Annotated in this window: 20 protein-coding genes; 18 read left to right on the forward strand and 2 right to left on the reverse strand. The window is 46.0% G+C overall.

Going from position 1 to position 18,495, the window contains the following annotated elements:
* The first annotated feature begins 10 nt into the window (after positions 1-10).
* The 9 genes from acpS (at position 11) to holA (ending at position 6,097) form a co-directional block, all read left to right on the forward strand.
* Entirely contained in the window at positions 11-424 is a 414-nt protein-coding gene (acpS, locus tag ACWGOO_RS05500; RefSeq protein ID WP_452481789.1) for a holo-ACP synthase, read from the forward strand.
* Positions 425-459: 35 nt separating this feature from the next.
* Positions 460-705, forward strand: coding sequence for an acyl carrier protein (locus ACWGOO_RS05505; protein ID WP_452481790.1), 246 nt, complete (start codon positions 460-462; stop codon positions 703-705).
* Between the two features lie 4 nt (positions 706-709).
* The gene (locus ACWGOO_RS05510) at positions 710-1,162 is read left to right on the forward strand and encodes an SRPBCC family protein (protein ID WP_452481791.1); all 453 of its coding nucleotides are present in this window, start codon (positions 710-712) and stop codon (positions 1,160-1,162) included.
* Positions 1,159-1,692 carry a methyltransferase family protein gene (locus tag ACWGOO_RS05515; protein WP_452481792.1) on the forward strand — a complete coding sequence of 178 codons (534 nt, stop codon included), beginning with the start codon at positions 1,159-1,161 and terminating at the stop codon, positions 1,690-1,692. Before ACWGOO_RS05510 ends, ACWGOO_RS05515 begins: the two co-directional genes overlap by 4 nt.
* A 273-nt stretch (positions 1,693-1,965) precedes the next feature.
* A complete protein-coding gene (locus ACWGOO_RS05520; protein ID WP_452481793.1) occupies positions 1,966-2,190 on the forward strand; it encodes a hypothetical protein in 225 nt (74 codons plus the stop codon).
* A 144-nt stretch (positions 2,191-2,334) separates the two neighbouring features.
* Positions 2,335-2,556, forward strand: coding sequence for a hypothetical protein (locus tag ACWGOO_RS05525; protein WP_452481794.1), 222 nt, complete (start codon positions 2,335-2,337; stop codon positions 2,554-2,556).
* Between the two features lie 277 nt (positions 2,557-2,833).
* On the forward strand, positions 2,834-3,382 hold the full coding sequence (locus tag ACWGOO_RS05530) for an RNA polymerase sigma factor (protein WP_452481795.1): 549 nt from the start codon (positions 2,834-2,836) through the stop codon (positions 3,380-3,382).
* The gene (locus ACWGOO_RS05535; protein WP_452481796.1) at positions 3,379-4,851 is read left to right on the forward strand and encodes an anti-sigma factor family protein; all 1,473 of its coding nucleotides are present in this window, start codon (positions 3,379-3,381) and stop codon (positions 4,849-4,851) included. The genes ACWGOO_RS05530 and ACWGOO_RS05535 overlap by 4 nt, the downstream gene beginning before the upstream one ends.
* 214 nt (positions 4,852-5,065) lie before the next feature.
* A complete protein-coding gene (gene holA / locus ACWGOO_RS05540; protein ID WP_452481797.1) occupies positions 5,066-6,097 on the forward strand; it encodes a DNA polymerase III subunit delta in 1,032 nt (343 codons plus the stop codon).
* A 139-nt stretch (positions 6,098-6,236) separates the two neighbouring features.
* Here holA and rpsT read toward each other — a convergent pair whose 3' ends face one another.
* Positions 6,237-6,509 carry a 30S ribosomal protein S20 gene (gene rpsT / locus ACWGOO_RS05545; RefSeq protein ID WP_137061850.1) on the reverse strand — a complete coding sequence of 91 codons (273 nt, stop codon included), beginning with the start codon at positions 6,507-6,509 and terminating at the stop codon, positions 6,237-6,239.
* 198 nt (positions 6,510-6,707) lie between these two features.
* On the opposite strand from rpsT, the gene gpr reads away from it, so the two are divergent.
* From gpr to ACWGOO_RS05575, 6 genes are all read left to right on the forward strand, one after another.
* The gene (gpr, locus tag ACWGOO_RS05550) at positions 6,708-7,709 is read left to right on the forward strand and encodes a GPR endopeptidase (RefSeq protein WP_354452320.1); all 1,002 of its coding nucleotides are present in this window, start codon (positions 6,708-6,710) and stop codon (positions 7,707-7,709) included.
* A 228-nt stretch (positions 7,710-7,937) separates the two neighbouring features.
* A complete protein-coding gene (locus ACWGOO_RS05555; RefSeq protein WP_452481798.1) occupies positions 7,938-9,209 on the forward strand; it encodes a stage II sporulation protein P in 1,272 nt (423 codons plus the stop codon).
* 27 nt (positions 9,210-9,236) lie between these two features.
* The gene (locus ACWGOO_RS05560; RefSeq protein ID WP_452481799.1) at positions 9,237-9,746 is read left to right on the forward strand and encodes a hypothetical protein; all 510 of its coding nucleotides are present in this window, start codon (positions 9,237-9,239) and stop codon (positions 9,744-9,746) included.
* Between the two features lie 71 nt (positions 9,747-9,817).
* Positions 9,818-11,632, forward strand: a complete 1,815-nt coding sequence (gene lepA / locus ACWGOO_RS05565) for a translation elongation factor 4 (RefSeq protein WP_452481800.1) — start codon at positions 9,818-9,820, stop codon at positions 11,630-11,632.
* 376 nt (positions 11,633-12,008) lie between these two features.
* Positions 12,009-13,196 carry a radical SAM family heme chaperone HemW gene (gene hemW / locus ACWGOO_RS05570; protein WP_452481801.1) on the forward strand — a complete coding sequence of 396 codons (1,188 nt, stop codon included), beginning with the start codon at positions 12,009-12,011 and terminating at the stop codon, positions 13,194-13,196.
* Between the two features lie 155 nt (positions 13,197-13,351).
* A complete protein-coding gene (locus tag ACWGOO_RS05575) occupies positions 13,352-13,828 on the forward strand; it encodes an N-acetyltransferase (protein ID WP_452481802.1) in 477 nt (158 codons plus the stop codon).
* Between the two features lie 84 nt (positions 13,829-13,912).
* Here ACWGOO_RS05575 and ACWGOO_RS05580 read toward each other — a convergent pair whose 3' ends face one another.
* Positions 13,913-14,473 carry a hypothetical protein gene (locus tag ACWGOO_RS05580; protein WP_452481803.1) on the reverse strand — a complete coding sequence of 187 codons (561 nt, stop codon included), beginning with the start codon at positions 14,471-14,473 and terminating at the stop codon, positions 13,913-13,915.
* A 265-nt stretch (positions 14,474-14,738) separates the two neighbouring features.
* Here ACWGOO_RS05580 and hrcA point away from each other — a divergent pair, with 265 nt between their 5' ends.
* From hrcA to dnaK, 3 genes are all read left to right on the forward strand, one after another.
* Entirely contained in the window at positions 14,739-15,770 is a 1,032-nt protein-coding gene (gene hrcA, locus ACWGOO_RS05585; protein WP_452482040.1) for a heat-inducible transcriptional repressor HrcA, read from the forward strand.
* A 182-nt stretch (positions 15,771-15,952) separates the two neighbouring features.
* The gene (grpE, locus tag ACWGOO_RS05590) at positions 15,953-16,525 is read left to right on the forward strand and encodes a nucleotide exchange factor GrpE (RefSeq protein ID WP_452481804.1); all 573 of its coding nucleotides are present in this window, start codon (positions 15,953-15,955) and stop codon (positions 16,523-16,525) included.
* Positions 16,526-16,621: 96 nt separating this feature from the next.
* Complete coding sequence (gene dnaK, locus ACWGOO_RS05595; RefSeq protein ID WP_452481805.1) at positions 16,622-18,457, forward strand: molecular chaperone DnaK; 1,836 nt, start codon at positions 16,622-16,624, stop codon at positions 18,455-18,457.
* The last annotated feature ends 38 nt before the right edge of the window (positions 18,458-18,495 follow it).

Raw genomic sequence — 18,495 nt, forward strand, 5'->3', positions numbered from 1 at the left:
GGGGGACGTTATGGAGAAAGTTGTTTTCAATACACATGTTGAGCATGAAAGTTCATGCTGTCACTCTGTAGGAATAGATATCGTACCTATCAAAAGACTTGAACAGATGGTTAATCGTTGGGACCAAAAGGTGCTAGACAAGCTTTTTACGTCCCGTGAAGTTGATTATTGCCGAACATCTGACGGTTTTCGATGGAGATCACTTGCCGGTTTTTTCTCAGCGAAAGAAGCAGTCATCAAATCTATTCATGGCGCCTCGTATTCTTTTAATGAGATAGAGGTTTCGGTAAGTACACAAGGCTGTCCATTTATTGTTTTGCATGGAAAGACGAAAGAAATAGTAAATCAATTGGGTATTAAATCTATTTGTATTAGTATTTCTCACGATGATACGTCTGCATTAGCAGTTGCCCTTGCTCTTTAGGATTTCAACTAAATTACCGAAAAGGAGAATGAAAAATGAATGTCAGAGATACATTTAATAAAATGATGGAAGAAGCCGGATTTAATACGGTTGAATTAATTGGTAATGAAAAACTTATTGATGATCTCGATATTGATTCGACAGAATTAGTAGAAATTTCTGTCGCTATTGAAAATCATTTCGGAATTTCTTCGAATTACCGTGAACTGCTACCTTGTTTAACCATCAACGATTTGATTGAATTTATAGAAGTAAGAATGAATTTGACAAAGGAAGTGTAATTTCATGCCTAGAATTCAAAACAGTATTAAGATTAACGCTTCCCCAGAACATGTATATGAGATTACAAATAACATTAACAGATGGACAGAGCTTTTTGAAGATTATAAGATCAGCAGTATTGTAAGCAAAGAAGATTGTGGTAGGTTCACCAAAATGGTCTTTCAACTTGGATACTCGGAGAAGAACACGTGGACTTCGTGGCGTATTCTGGATAGAGAACAACTGGTGGCCATTGCTGAAAGGATAGACCCATTATTTCCGTTTGCCTACATGCATTTAAAATGGACTTATGATCATATCTTGGAAGGGACATTAATGACTTGGATACAGGACTTCGAAATGGACCCTGATTATTCGGAGACTATATCAGTTGTATTAAATAGAATGGGAGATCATACCAGGCATAATCAGGAACGCATCAAGTATATGATTGAATCCAACTTGCTGAAATCATGATCCGCCGTGTACACAAGGTAAAATATCTCACCATACCTACGATGGTAGGAATCGTTATTCCGGTCGTGATTCATTTACTAACGTGGCGGATTTATATTCTTCCGTTTTATATTTGGATGGTCATAGTAGGCTGTCTATTGTTGTTGATTGGTATTGTTTTAACAGCATGGTCAGCATGGGTCATTTATGGGGAATTAGGTGCTCCGTTGTGGGACCGTCCTCCGAACCGACTTATTACAACTAAACCATATCAGTATGTAAGAAATCCTATGGCACTCGGCATGTATATAACATTATTGAGTGAAAGTTTACTTTTAAGTTCAATTTTTGTTCTGGCGTGGGCTACATTTTTTATGGTTCTCTCACATGTGCTTGTTGTTCAGGTTGAAGAACCGTCTCTGCTCAGAACATTTGGGGGCTCATACGCAAAATATTGCTGTTACACGGCTCGATGGCTTCCAATCTTGTCCCGGAAGAAGCGTGAGGAGAAGTTTATATTGTCTGGGAAAGTAAAAGAATATAAGGAATAAACAGGTATTTTTCCATTAAAGCAGCTCACCTGACGGGTAGGGCTGTTTTACTCTGGTTATGTAAAGGATTTTCGAATTCATAATTCTTTATTTAAAAGATTACTTTCAATGTGTATCTAAAAATCAAGAAAGATCAATATTCTTTAATATAGACATCACTTGTAAGCTTTGATAAAATCTTATTTATTGAAAATGATAATCATTATTATCTGAAGGATTAGTGTAACTTACTCAAGATTCCGGGCATCGACTTGCTTGTTGAACGTTTCATTGATGCTGGAACTAAGTGCTTGTGCCACGAATGGAGAAAGCGTGACGACTGGCAGTCTGGCAAGAATAATACGGCAGATTCCAAAACACATCACGGGAGAAGCAGCAGCCACACGTACCTATGAGAGTGATAAAGGGGCCATTACCAATCCTGAGCATCCGCAGCGTGTCGTTGTAGCCGTTGGCGACTATGTGAACGATATGCTTGCAATTGGTGTTAACCCGTAGGGGCTACGGACTCGGTATTTGATGCTCCATATTATAAAAAGTATTTGAACGGCGTTGAGAATATCGTGGGGAACTCGACCGTTTCCCTGGAAAAAGTGATTACCCTGAAACCGGACTTGATCATTACATATGATGAGAAGGCCTATGAAAATTTTTGAAAGAATTGCGCCGATAGTGTATATTTCCTATGGTAAATATAATTATAAGGATCGCCTGATGGAACTGGGTAAAGCGCTGAACAAAGAGCAGGAAGCCAAGAAATGTCTTGCTGATTTTGCTGCCAAGATTGCTGAGAAGAAGCAAGCCTGGCTGAAAGTATATCGGTATTCATTGATGACTTTTATTTTCAGGACTCGATTGCCCTGAATTACCAGTTAGAACTCATATCGGATTTCCTGATTTCCAAGAAGTAACAATATGCAAGTTCAATTCGACAGATTCCAGCAGATTTATGTGAGCAGGGGCTAAGGTAAGGTGACTACCTTCCCTTTTTCTGTTATTCTAAGGGAGATTTCAATGGGGAATCTGGGCTTTTTGGTAACATTTTTTTCAATATAAAAATAAAATTATCGTTAGACGTCTATCCTGCAACAATTTGCAAAGGGGAAACGTCTGTAATATTGCAGGGAGAGGGGGATCCTTTGTGGTAGAGCAGGGACTCATTCGAGCCGCTCAATCGGGCGATCGCGATGCTCTCATTACCCTATTAAGAGAGATAGAACAGCATGTGTACCGTACGGCATATTACATTTTAAACAATGAACAAGATGCCATGGATGCTTCGCAAGAAGCCCTCATACGGATTTATTCCAAGATTAATTCTTATGAGGAAAAGGCGCAGTTTAAAACCTGGGTTCAACGTATTGTAACGAACATATGTATCGACAAATTCAGAAGGACGAAGCCCTCGGTTTCCATTGACGAACACGATATGATATTCAACGATCCCCAAAATGTGGAGGCCGAGGTGCTGACCTCTTACCTGGCACAGGATGTTCGTGAGGCTATACAACAGCTTCCAGAGCACCACCGGACGGTGATCGTATTGAGATATTTGCAGGATTTCTCTTATAACGAGATTGCCGACTCTCTGGATTTGCCGCTAAATACGGTCAAGTCATACTTGTATCGTGCAAGACAGCAATTGCAAGGGCTACTTCCGGAGTATCAGAAAGGTGGTGTATCAGGATGAAGTGTGGGGAAGAGGTGATAGATTGGATGCAGCGTTATGTGGATCATGAGCTGGGCGAAGAAGAGACGCCCCAATTAATGAACCATATTGCGACTTGCCCGGACTGTGCGGAAAAATTTCATATACTTCAGACGCTCTCCCGCGAGCTAGAGGAATTGCCTGCGGTTTCCCCGGCGTTCAGCCTGGTAGATTCCATCATGCCTCAGCTTGATGCCATTGACCGCGCACGTGAGGAGCAGGGAAGCGCGCTTCAGGAGATGCAGCCTATAGCTGCCGATCCTGGACCGGGGTCGAGACGGCATACCCAACCTATACCTTGGTGGAACCGGATGAGCGGGCGAGCCGCGATGGGCGTGGCTGCCGCAGCTGTTGTACTGGGGATTGTAGTATTCAACTTCGAGCCTAAAACAGTGCAGGATGCGGAAGGCATACTTACATCCCAGTCGCCCGAAGTGACGAATCAGCAGAATCAGACGGAAATTTCAGATACGGCCAATGGCAGTGGAGGCCGTGATGCAGCCATTGGATCGGGTTCGAACAAGCAGCCGTCAGAGCAGGATCAAGGAATGCACGTATCCCAGTCATCTGTAGGGGAGCAACCTGACTCGAGCAAACAGGATGTAAACAGTGCGGATGACCAAAAGAATCCTTCCAAACTGGATGCTGCAAAACGTGACGACCAGCGGGCTGGTGAAAAAGATTCAACGAAGCATGCGCCAGCGGGGCTTCCTTCCCGTCAGGATCGACAGCAGGGACAGCCAAACACGGATCGTCAGGCGACAAAAGAAAACTCTGCCGGGCAAGATTCTGCTGCGGATACTCCTAAGTCCGATGACAAACAGTTAAAACAGGGAAAATCCGAACAACAAACGATTGCTCCTGAACAGCAGGTAGAACCGAAAATAGAAAAAGCACCTATAGCGGGTACGGGCACTACTCAGGACAGTAATGATGACAGCACGGCTACTATTGATTCGTCATTGTCTGTCAATCGGGATATGAAGATACAGGATCGGATTGCTTCAAATAAAACGTCGAAAGACACGACCTCCAAAGTCGTTACCAAGGATTCGGGGACTACCACGGGAGATTTGAGCAGCAATACAGCTTCTTACGATCAGCAATCATCTGTATCGCAAAACTCAGTACGCAATGAAGGTTTTTCATCTAATTCGACGCTATCTCCGGACAGCAATAATGCCTCCACCTTTAGCGCCCACTCGACGTCCACAGACCAGTTTAGCTCACCTGATGGCAGCTATGCGGTGGTTATTGAGGGCAAAAAGCTGAGAGTGTATAAGTTTTCCGACAACGGTGTAGACCGGACAACGCTGGAAGTGCGTACCTTGAAGGGTGCCTGGGTCAAAGGAAGCTGGTCAGAAGACAGCCAAACCTTTATGTATGAAACTGAGCAGGACGGTACAGCAAGCAAATATACGTATACCGTTCCGCGTACCTCTGGAAAATAGTTGCTATGGAGATGGCACATTTTTAAAAGCAGAGAATAGATTGTATGAACCGACGTCGTATCCCGACGGCCGAAAGTTTCTAGAGCTTTCTGCTGCCGTGTTGATATAGATGGTGGTGAAGGGATCTTGCCTATAGGCAGGGTCCTTTCGTATGTATAATGACTTGCCTTCCGACCAGATGTCGGGTACGATCAATGGATGGGGGGTACGGAGAATGGATGCAAAAACAGCCGCTAAGGCTATTCGCAAAGGCGATATTTCGCCAGTGTATTTGCTTTACGGCAGCGAAAAATATCAAATGAAGCAGTTTGTCGATATGCTTAAGGAAAAAGTGGTGGAAGAGGAGCATCGTGACTTTGCCATTATTCCCTACGATCTGACCGAGACGCCGATTGAGGTAGTCGTGGAGGAGGCCGAGACTGCGCCTTTTTTGGTGCCGAAAAAGCTGATTATTGTACGGGACACCAGTGTATTTGCGGCAGGCAAGGATGGCGGTAAGATTGAGCACCGCATTGAAGCTTTGCTGACTTATATGGATAACCCGGCTGACTATAGCATTATCATTTTTACGGTTCAGGCTGAAAAGCTGGATGAACGGAAAAAGATTGTTAAAAGGCTGAAAAGTGACGCTTCGGTTATTGCCTTCACTCCGTTGGGGGGAGACGACCTGGTGGCATGGATTCATAAGCGTGCAGGCGAACGAGAAGTCCAATTGGCTGCGGGAGCTGCTGAAAGTCTCATTCAATATACGGGGACCGGACTGCAATCGCTGGCTGCCGAGATAGACAAGCTGTGCTTGTACGCAGGAGCGCAGGGTATCATCTCCACAGCCCATATTGAATCGCTTGTGCCTCGCAGCACGGAACAAAATGTGTTTGCGATGGTCGAGGATTTGGCTAATTTGCGGCTGGATAAGGCGCTTAGTATTTTTTATGAGCTGCTTAAGCAAAAAGAGGAACCGATTAAGATTGCAGCTTTAATCACACGACAGTTCCGTATTATGTTGCAGGTCAAGGAGCTGATGGGTCAAAGCTATTCCCAGCAGCAAATTGCGAGTCAGCTTAGTTTGCATCCATATGGTGTGAAAGTTGCCGGCGATCAGGCCCGGAGATTCCGTCCTGAGCAGTTGCGACAGCTTCTCTACGATTTGGGCGAGCTGGATTACCGCATGAAAACCGGAGTTGTTGACAAGGTGCTGGGGCTGGAGATGTTTTTGCTTAAAATGGGCGCGGAGGCTTCGGTCTAAACCGTCCTGTTTGCAAAGTGGTTTATTTTAAAAGAAGGTTAACTAATGGATCGCAGAATCCAATCGTGGTGAACTAAAAAATCCTGATCAGCTAAGGCTGGTCAGGATTTTTTCATTAACGTATAAAAGTAGCTCTTGCTTACGCTTGAGCTGTAAGAGCGTTAAGTTTTTTCGCCAAGCGGGATTTCTTACGAGCAGCTGCATTTTTGTGGATCAGACCTTTAGTTACAGCCTTGTCCAGCTTTTGGGAAGCTACTTTGAAAGCAGCAGCAGCATTTTCAGCTTCGTTATTCACCAACGCTGTATCGGCAGCTTTTACTGCTGTACGAAGCGCGGATTTTTGAGAAGCGTTCAACGCACGGCGTTTGTCGCTTGTTTTAACGCGTTTGATAGCGGATTTGATGTTTGGCATTACATTCACCTCCTGTAAAGGCATTACTTATGAACACAAACGTTTCACAACTTAAAATATTTTAGCACGCCACACCTCAAATTGCAATAAGAAAACATTCCGAATTTGGGTAGATTAGAGGATGAAAATGGATGTGCATAAACCTGCTGGGTGTCTCGCACACTATAACCTGAGATGGTATAAAAGGAGGCGTAAATGATGGATTTGGATTTGCAGAAGTATGCGGTGCGTACGGATTTGGCGCTGGAGGCAAGAGAACTGGCGGAACGGGACCAGCCAATGCCGCTGGCGGGCATCAACGAGGACGTGGAGGAAGATAACGGTATTAAAATCACGCGTCTGGATGTGCTGAATGAAGAGGGTGCTAACCGTATTGGACGGGTTCAGGGGCATTACGTGACGCTGGAAGTACCCGGCTTACGTGAAGGTGATACCGGGCTCCAGCAACGGGTAGCCATTGCATTCGCGAAGGAGATGGAGCAATTTATACAAAAAATAGGGATCTCCAGTAAGGCGCGCGTACTTGTGGTAGGTCTGGGTAACTGGAATGTCACTCCCGATTCACTAGGTCCGCTTGTCGTTGAAAATTTGATGGTGACTCGTCAATTTTTTGAACTGACGCCTGATCAAATCAATCCTGGTTATCGGGATGTGAGTGCAATTGCACCGGGAGTTCTTGGGATAACGGGGATCGAGTCGAGCGAAATTGTTCAGGGTATCGTGGATCGCACGAAGCCAGAACTGATTATTGCCATTGACGCTCTGGCGTCACGTTCATTGGAGCGCGTCAATACGACCATCCAGGTGGCAGATATCGGGATTCATCCGGGCTCAGGTATTGGTAACAAGCGGCGCGGTATCACTAAGGATATTATGGGTGTCCCGTGTATTGCCATCGGCGTTCCAACCGTATGCTACGCTTCGACCATCGTAAATAATGTAATTGAGCTGATGAAAACACATTTTGCCAAGGAAAAGGCTTCTACGAAGGCCATACTGGGGATGCTGGATGATATTTCCGAGCCTGAGAGACTGGGATTGGTGAGAGAGGTGCTTCAGCCGCTGGGACATGATCTGATTGTGACTCCTAAGGAGATTGATGAATTTATCGAGGATATTGCGAATATTATTGCAACCGGATTGAACGCCGCTCTGCATGAAGCCGTCGATCCCGGCAATGTCGCCGCTTATACACATTAATGCAGGGTTAGTAAAAGCATATTTCATACACAAAATTCTCTATCTAGCAGGCATCCTATCTCTTGCAATAAAGAGGTGGGATTTACCTGCGGGTGGAGATTTTTTTGTGTTCTAGCAATTGTTCTCCGTTCATAGAGTTGAAGTATGAGAGATTTCCGCTGCTGACTGGAACCTATAGGTTCTGAACATGAGGCGAGCTTCGACGGGACGAAGGAGGACAAGACCCACATGAAAAAAATTCAAACCTGGAACGTCGGAAGATGGAGAAGAAAGGGCCTTGAAATTTTGGCTATGGGACATACGCTTGTGCTGCTTATTATGGGTTCGGCGCTTTTATTTGTTATTTTGGGGCTGGGAGGACTGGCGGAAAATCGTTTGCAAACGTCTCCGGTGTCTTCGATGAAAGGATTTGCAGGCTCGGTTTCCAGCGGTTTTTTTGCGGACATGCTCGGCATGGAAGTACCTCATTTGGCGCAGAAGAAGCAACAATCTTCGTTATCGGGTGAACAATGGTCGCCTTTTGTTTTTCAAATGCTCACAGGTATTAATCCACAGGACCCCAAAAGTCTCATTGCTCGCGAAATTCCTGGTATGTCTGCGGGTACGCCTGTCTTGCTGCGCAAGGGCTCAGGGAACAACAAAGTGGAGGCACCTACGGATTACCAGCCCGATCAGGGAACGACGGATGCTCCCGGCAGCCCGGATGCTTCTACAAACCCGCCGAACAATGGCTCTACAACGCCAGATCTTCCGACAACACCGGAAACGGACCCTGCGCAAGAAGATGATCTGAGCGATACAGCAGCCCAAGGTGCCAAACGTATATTAATCTACCATTCTCATCCGAGAGAGGCATATAACCCTTTGCTCAGTAAAATCAGCTCCAATCCCAATTCCGGCACAAAATCAGCCAATGTGTCGAGAGTAGGGGATTTTGTGAAAAAGAGATTGGAGAAGCAAGGGATATCTACTTTGCATGTGAACAAGGACTATGCCAAAACCGTTCAAAATTACAATTGGAATTATTCCTATAAATATTCGCGTGAAACGGTCAAGGAAGCCTTGGGTGGAAATAAAAGCTTAACCTATCTGCTTGATATCCACAGAGATTCTCAACGTCACGGCAAAACGACAGCAGCGATAAATGGACTTTCTTATGCCAAGGTGTATTTTATTATCGGCCATGAAAACAAAAACTGGCGCAAGAATGAAGCTTTCGCCGCTCGTATTCATGAGAAGCTGGAAAAGTCGTATCACGGCGTTTCCCGTGGGATATGGGGGAAGGATGGCGGTAAAGGCAACAACGGTGAGTACAATCAGAGCTTGTCGTCCCATAGCATTTTGATCGAAATTGGCGGGATTGATAATACCGAAGAGGAATTGAAACGTACCTCTGACGTTTTGGCAGATATGATCGGTGAGGTGTACTGGGAGGATCAGAAAGCACAGAAAGCGGGTACTAACGTATCCAATACGAAAAAGAGCAACGGTGGCAATTAATTGAGGCGGTGGAAAGGAGGAAATGCAATGTCCGGACATTTTCGTAAAAAAGCGCTTGGATTTGTACTTCTGATGGGGGCGGGAGTTCTGCTCGGCATGCAGCTGGCAGGTTCTGGCTTGCGCTCCGTATATGGACCGGAGTGGGCTGGGGACCCGGTTCAAAGCGGGGTTCAGCAGAAATTCGGATATGAGCAGACGGTTATTGAAGACACACCGGCAACCGATGTTCGTACGTATACCCGCACGTATAACGGAAATGGGATTGTTGTAATGGACTCCGGGACGGGAGCGGCTACTTACAAAGCTAATCCACAAGAACGAGGTGAGACCCAAGCCACAGGGGAAACTCGCCAGTGGTATTCGACAGCACAGGATACCAATTTGCAGGGCCTGGAGACGCCGCGTGGACTGTTGGCCGTCAAGGCAGAGCAAACCTCGGTAGATACCATGGCGGACAAAACGGCCGGACTGCTGCAAAACCTGTCCAGACAGGGGATTCACTGGGTTGTGTCTGTTTTTGACGGAGTAACGGAATAGAAATATTGCTGCCCCCCTGTACAACTGCTATAATAAGCTGATTGACACTAGGCATTGTGTGGGGGTAAGGCATGACTGACATTTTGGCAAGACAACGTAAAATTCGGAACTTTAGTATCATTGCACATATAGACCACGGTAAATCCACGCTGGCTGACCGGATTTTGGAATACACCGGTGCACTCACATCCCGTGAAATGCAGGAGCAAGTGCTTGATCAGATGGATCTGGAACGGGAGCGCGGGATTACAATCAAGCTCCAGGCAGTGCGACTCACTTATAAGGCCGATGACGGCGAAGAGTACATTTTGAATCTGATTGATACACCGGGACACGTCGATTTTACCTATGAGGTTTCCCGAAGCTTGGCGGCCTGTGAAGGCGCCTTGCTGGTTGTAGACGCGGCACAGGGTATTGAGGCGCAGACATTGGCTAACGTATATTTGGCGTTGGACAACAATCTGGAGATTCTGCCAGTGCTTAACAAAATTGATTTGCCTAGTGCCGATCCTGAACGGGTGAAGCAGGAAATCGAGGATGTTATCGGCCTGGATACGAGCGAGACTGTACATGCATCGGCCAAAGCTGGAATCGGTATCAAGGAAATTTTGGAACAGGTGGTCAGAAGCGTACCTGCTCCGCAAGGGAATCCGAATAATCCGCTGAAGGCGCTTATTTTCGATTCGCATTATGATCCATATAAAGGCGTTATCGTATATGTCCGCGTCGTGGATGGCAGCATCAAGGCGGGTTCTAAAATTAAAATGATGGCGACCGATAAAACGTTTGAGGTTATCGAGGTAGGAGCCTTCATGCCACGTATGAGCATCGTGGACGAGCTGAACATCGGTGATGTTGGTTTTATCGTTGCCGGAATCAAGCATGTGGGCGATACGCGTGTCGGGGATACGGTGACAGATGCCAAAAATCCAACACCAGAACCGATGCCAGGCTATCGGAAGATTAATCCGATGGTATATTGCGGACTGTATCCGATCGAAACATCCGAGTATAACGATCTGCGCGAGGCGCTTGAAAAGTTGCAACTGAACGATGCTTCGCTCAGTTTTGAGCCAGAAACATCAAGTGCGTTGGGCTTCGGATTCCGCTGTGGTTTCCTCGGTCTGCTTCATATGGACGTTATTCAGGAACGGATTGAACGCGAATTTAACATCCCGCTGATTACGACAGCGCCGAGCGTTATTTACCGCATTAAGCTGACGAATGGCGAAACGATCCAGATCGATAACCCGTCGAATTACCCGGAAATCGGACGGATTGATTATGTGGAGGAGCCATACGTGAAGGCAGGCATTATCGTGCCTAATGATTACGTAGGTACGGTTATGGAGCTTTGCCAGACCAAGCGCGGGGAGTACGTGAACATGGAGTATCTGGATACGACACGGGTAACGATTACGTACCAGATTCCGCTGTCTGAGATCGTGTACGATTTCTTTGACCAGCTTAAATCCAGCACCAAGGGTTACGCCTCCTTCGACTACGAGATTTCAGGCTATCGCCAGTCCAATCTGGTGAAAATGGATATTCTGTTGAACGGAGAACAGGTGGATGCGTTGTCATTCATCGTCCACAGAGATCGCGCTTACCATCGCGGGCGTATCATTTGCGAGAAGCTGCGCGAGCTGATCCCACGCCAAATGTTCGAAGTGCCCATCCAGGCATCTGTCGGAACGAAGGTTGTAGCACGTGAAACCGTTAAGGCAATGCGTAAAAACGTTCTGGCCAAATGCTACGGCGGCGATATTTCCCGTAAACGGAAGCTGCTTGAAAAGCAAAAAGAGGGCAAGAAGCGCATGAAACAAGTGGGTAACGTAGAAGTACCACAGGAAGCATTTATGGCGGTACTGAAAATAGATGAGTAAAGCTGCTTGAAACAAACAGCACCGTATTCAATTTAGTCATCACAATGGTGTGTACGAATTGAATACGAATAAGTAACAACAACATGATCCAGTAGTAGCTTAGGTACACACTCTGTGATGCACCGAAAGATACTACGATCCGCTTGTTCCCAAGCGATATTCGTCCATTCTTTCATGGGGCCATTTGCCGTGCATAGAGAATGGACGTTCTTTATTTGAGCAAGCTAATTGCAACACCTACACTATAAAAAATGGCCGATTGACGATGGGCAGCAGCGGAGTGGATGGAATCGTTCTGAAGAATGATCCATACACGGAGCGATCTCCCCCCACCGCCCTTTTTTTGACTACACCACACCTAACAAGGAGGATCGGTATGACCGCATCCATACACAAACATGAACATTCATCCGCGCCTCAAGCGGTTTATCTGCATATACCTTTTTGCACGAACAAATGCTTTTACTGTGACTTTAACTCTTACGTGCTCAAAGATCAGCCTGTTATGGAATATCTGTATGCACTGGAACGGGAGATGGAGCATACGGTTCGCCTTCACCCGCCGGGTGAGATTAAAACCATTTTTGTCGGGGGCGGAACACCAACAACGTTGAATCCGAAGGAAATGGAATATTTCCTGAAAAGCGTTCGTACCTACTTCCCGAATTGGTCGGAAGACCTTGAGTTTTCCATGGAGGCCAATCCGGGCACAACTGATTTTGAAAAACTCACTGTGATGAAAGAAGGCGGAGTGAACCGACTTAGCTTCGGCGTGCAGGCTTTTCAAAATGAATTGCTTACGGATATTGGGCGAATTCATAATACAGATGACGTTTATCGTAGTCTGGAAAATGCACGCAAGGTCGGATTGGACAATCTGTCGATTGACCTGATGTTCGGTTTACCGAATCAGACCGTAGAAATGCTGCATGAAAGCGTCAGCCGGGCACTGGAGCTGGGGCTTCCTCATTACTCTATTTATAGCTTGAAGGTTGAAGAGAATACGCTATTCCACACGCTGTACCAGAAAAATCAGCTTCCGCTTCCACATGAGGACGCCGAACTGGAAATGTATTTGCTCCTGATGCGTCGCATGAAAGAGGCGGGCTATGAGCAGTACGAGATCAGTAATTTTGCGAAACCAGGTTTGGGAAGCAAGCACAATATGACCTACTGGCGGAATGAGGACTATTATGGCCTCGGCGCTGGGGCGCACGGATATGTTGGCAGAGAGCGTCATATGAACATTAAGGGCATTAATCCTTATGTGGAGGCTACCCGTAACGGATTGCCGCGTTTGGATAGCTTTGAGGTGCCAGCGGCCGAAGCGATGGAGGATTTTCTCATGGTCGGTTTGAGAATGCTGGAAGGTGTCTCGAAGTCCCGCTTTGAGGCTCAATTCGGTCAGCTACTGGAGGATACATTTACGGCCCCTCTCGGAAAAATGCTGAATGCGGGATTGATCGAGCCGGTCGAGGACGGTTATCGCCTGAGCGAACGTGGTATTTTGTTCGGAAATGATGTATTTGCGGAGTTCATCGGTTCCATTACAGTAAATTCATAAGTTGTAGCTTCAAAACGGTACGTTTGCAGACATTAGCGGGAACATGCATTTTATAACACAATTCTGTCACGGCAGGGGAAATGGAGTATTGCAATTCCATGCGCATTGTTGTATATTTATTCATTATATGCGACAAGCGGCAGGAGGAGAGCAAGATGGCTTCAGTGTGTAAAGATGTATTGTGCAGAAGTGCGGTTCCTGAGGATGTGGAGCCTTTATACCAAATGATTAGCGGCTATGCGGAGCGGGGAATTATGCTCCCACGTTCAAGGGAAATGCTTATGCGCCAACTGGAGCTGTTTATTGTGGCTGAAGTGGACGGCGAAGTCGTCGGCTGTGGTTCTTTATGCAAACTGGGTGATGATTTGGTAGAGATTCGCTCACTTGGTATTTCTGAAGGATATAAGGGTATGGGCATCGGCTCCAAGCTCGTAGAGGGTCTTATTATAGAAGCACGGCGGCAGCGTATCCCTAAAATTATGGCTTTGACCTACGAGGTCTCCTTTTTTATAAAAAACAGGTTTGATGTGGTAAACAAAGAGATTTTCCCTGAAAAGGTATGGACCGACTGCATCAACTGTAGCAAACAAAACAATTGTGATGAAATTGCAGTGTTGAAAATGTTGAACTGACCTGAGAATGATCAGGTCAGTTCGTTTTTTTATTGGATCGAGATTGCATCTGCTCGTGGTAGATATAAGCTGTAATTGCTTGTCTCATTTTTGGGAATTTTCAAGATACCGCCACATCAGCTTGTGATGAGGGGCAAGTTTTGCTGGTATATCTTCAAGTCTCCTTATTGCATCTTCATCACTATCGTTATTATAAAGGTGAAATGAACCATCCAGAGGAATATCGTGTCTGTATTTATACAAGGCTACCACATATTTTTCGTTTGCTCCCGTTTGGTAGGTATTAAAGGAGGGTTTCTCCAAATCGGCCGGGAGTGAATGATCATAGTCGTTAATTGCTGCAATACTATCGTTTATTTGCTGGGGGATACTTGGACTGAACTCTTGTGGATACAATGAAACAGTAATTCTTAGGGTAAGCAGGACTACGACCAATAAAATAATAATGTAAAACACGCTATAAAATTTGCGGATTAAAAAAACGGTCAAACCAATAAGGACAGCGTTAATCATAAAAATAAACGGCAGCATAATAACTCTTCCCAACCCCGTGTATGGAAACAACTCAATCAAAAGGTAAAACATACAGAGAGTAGGTAAGAGTGCAATCAGTACATTGATAAAACTGCGACGATTTGTTCTCAACCAGCTTCCTCCTTATTTTACAGTAGAGCTCAATATATTATAGAGAATAAGAAGCATATTTTCTATATTTTTCTTAAAAAATTTATAAAAACGGTTTTGTTGTCCGCAGTGATGAAATCATGGTATTGAAAATACTGATCTGACTTGACAATGATCAGGTCGGTTTGGTATTTTTGTATTATCGGTTAGCACTCATCGCGAACGAGTGCTAATGATTCCATTGAACAATCATGCTATTATGGATAAGCAACAAGGGGGGATTCGCTTGTTAACCGAACGTCAGAGACTCATTCTGAATGCGATTATTGATGACTACATTCGTTCGGCTGAGCCAGTGGGTTCCCGCAGCATATCCAAAAGGCAGGATGTCGGATTCAGCCCTGCCACGATCCGTAACGAAATGTCGGATTTGGAGGAACAGGGCTATCTGGAGCAACCCCATACTTCTGCGGGACGCATCCCGTCTCATAAAGGCTACCGCTATTATGTGGACCATTTGGTACCGCTGGATACGCTAAAGCCTATGGAAATGCGGGAACTAAAAGCCTTTTACGCCGAAAAGCTGAACGTAATGGAGCAAGTAATCCAACATGCATCAGGCATTTTGTCCCATATGACCAATTATACTTCCATCTTGCTTGGGCCGGAGGTTTTTCATACTTCATTGCGTCATTTTCAGCTGTTGCCGCTCAACGAAACAACGGCTGTAGCGATTATCGTGACCAATACCGGTCAGGTGGAGAACAAGACAGTGGATATTCCGTCGGGAATTTCGATTTCCGAGATGGAGAAGGTTGTGAATTTGCTGAACAGCAAGCTGGTCGGCGTGCCGATTTATCAGCTTAAATCACGTCTTTACACCGCGCTTGGTCAGGAAATGGAGAAACATGTGTCTCATTTTGAGGACGCTATGAAGGTGCTGGATAAAGCACTGGATAATGAATCGGATCAGCGCTTGTATTTGAGCGGTGCGACGAACATGCTAAATCAGCCTGAATTTAAGGACGTTGAAAAGGTCAAACATATTCTCGATCTGCTGGAGGAAACACCGACGTTGCTTAAGCTAATGACGCCTGTTGCCGGGGCGCCCGAAATTCAAGTCCGTATCGGCACAGAAAATGATCATAAGGCATTTGCCAATTGCAGTCTGATCACCGCGACGTATGCGGTAGATGGCGAAGCGTTGGGCACAATAGGTATACTGGGCCCGACACGGATGGAGTATGCGAGAGTTATTAATATTTTGGGTATCCTGTCTAAGGATTTGACCGCAATGCTTGCGCAGCGGTTTAAATAGAATAAGACTGCACATGTTGCGGTTCTGCATGTTCCGCGCCGGGATGCGGTATGCATCCTACGCGGGTGCATTGCTGCGTGTTTTTGCAACGTAACAGCAACTTGAAATGAAGTGCAGTAAACAAGTTTGAATGTACAAATATGAATGTAATGGTAGTTATGACTTGAAGGAGGTGAAACATTTTGAAGGAAGAACAAGTGTTCCAAGAAGAAAAACAACAAAATGTAAGCACAGAGGAAACCACTGAGACGAACCAGCAAGAAGAGCCGGTGAACGAAGCGGCAGCACTGGAAGCCCAAGAGGGTGATACAGAGCTGGCTAAGCTTCGCGTGGAGGCGGAAGAGTACCAACAGCGTTTTTTACGCGCACAGGCGGATTTCGATAATTTTCGCCGTCGTACGCTGAAAGAGAAAGAGGATCTTGCCAAATATGCATCTATGAAGCTGGTTACCGAATTGGTGCCTGTTCTGGATAACTTCGAGCGTGCGCTAACAACAGCACCGCAAGGAGCGGAGGCTGAGTCATTCACCAAAGGTGTGGAGATGATCTTCCGTCAGTATGAGAGCGTGCTTCAGGCTGAGGGAGTGACGGCCATGAATACGGTGGGCCAACCGTTTAATCCTGATTTCCATCAGGCGATTATGCAGGTGGAAAGCGAAGATTATGAGGAAGGCATCGTCGTTGAAGAGGTGCAAAAAGGATACATGCTGAAGGACAAGGTGCTTCGTCCGGCCATGGTAAAAGTTAGCATGTAGCTTTTTTAATATACTTTAATATACATTAGCAACACATCATTTGCTTTAACTATTTCGGCCTGAGGGTCTCGTATATACAGAAGGAGGAATTGTCTGATGAGTAAAGTAATCGGTATTGACTTAGGTACAACCAACTCTTGTGTGGCTGTTATGGAGGGCGGCGAAGCCGTTGTAATTCCAAATCCGGAAGGCGCGCGCACAACCCCTTCGGTTGTTGGCTTCAAAAAAGATGGAGAACGTACTGTAGGTGAAACAGCAAAACGCCAAGCGATCACGAACCCGGATCGTACAATTATGTCCATCAAGCGTCACATGGGGACAAACCATAAAGAAAGCATCGACGGCAAGGAATACTCTGCACAGGAAATTTCTGCTATGATTTTGCAAAAGCTGAAATCCGATGCTGAGGCTTACTTGGGCCAAACGGTAACTCAAGCGGTTATCACGGTTCCAGCTTACTTCAATGACAGCCAACGTCAAGCAACCAAGGATGCGGGTAAAATCGCGGGTCTGGAAGTGCTGCGTATCGTCAACGAGCCAACAGCAGCTGCACTGGCATACGGTATGGAAAAATCCGAAGACCAAACAATCCTTGTTTATGACCTGGGTGGCGGTACATTCGACGTATCCATTCTGGAACTGGGCGACGGTTTCTTCGAAGTTAAAGCGACAAGCGGCGACAACAAGCTGGGCGGCGATGACTTCGACCAAGTGATTATTGATTATCTCGTAACTGAGTTTAAAAAAGATCAAGGCATCGACCTGAGCAAAGATAAAGCAGCTGTACAACGTTTGAAAGATGCAGCGGAAAAAGCGAAAAAAGAGCTGTCCGGCGTACTGACAACGACGATTTCCCTGCCGTTCATTACAGTAGCTGACGGCGTTCCACAGCATTTGGAGTTGAACCTGACTCGTGCGAAATTTGAAGAATTGTCTGAAGGTCTGGTAGAACGTACTTTGGGACCTACTCGTCAAGCGATGAAAGATGCAGGCATGAGTGCCAGCGACATCGACAAAATCGTTCTGGTCGGCGGTTCCACACGTATTCCGGCTGTACAGGAAGCGATCAAGAAACTCACAGGCAAAGAACCTCATAAAGGCGTAAACCCTGATGAGGTGGTAGCTTTGGGTGCCGCAGTTCAAGCAGGTGTACTGACAGGTGATGTGAAAGACGTCGTTCTCCTCGACGTAACTCCACTATCCCTCGGTATTGAAACCGCCGGTGGCGTATTCACTAAAATGATCGAGCGTAACACGACGATCCCTACGAGCAAATCGCAGGTGTTCTCGACATATGCCGACAACCAGCCTAGCGTGGAAATCCACGTATTGCAAGGTGAACGTGAAATGGCAGCAGGCAACAAAACGCTGGGCCGTTTCCAACTGGGAGATATTCCTCCAGCACCACGCGGTGTACCGCAAATCGAAGTTACCTTTGATCTGGATGCCAACGGTATCGTGAACGTTTCGGCTACAGATAAAGGTACAGGAAAGAGCCAAAAAATTACGATCACATCCTCCAGCGGCTTGAGCGACGAGGAAGTAGAACGTATGATGAAAGACGCTGAGTTGCATGCAGAAGAAGATAAAAAACGCAAAGATCTGGTAGAAGCTAAAAACGCTGCGGATCAACTGATCTACTCCGTAGACAAAACGATCAAGGATCTGGGCGAAAAAGCGGATGCAGGCGAAGTCGAAAAAGCGAATGCAGCTAAAGAAAATCTGCAAAAAACGCTGGAAACTGACAACCTGGAAGACATCAAAAAGGCTACTGAAGAGCTGACTGAGATCGTTCAGCAGTTGTCCGTGAAGCTGTATGAGCAAGCTGCTCAAGAAGCACAAGCTCAAGACGGCGCAGCAGACAGCAAAGGCCGCGACAATGTGGTTGACGCAGACTATGAAGTCGTTGACGAAGACAAGAAGAAAGACTAAGCTACGAATCGGGTAGTGGTAGCATTACGGTACACCGG

This window comes from Paenibacillus sp. NPDC055715 (assembly GCF_053617595.1).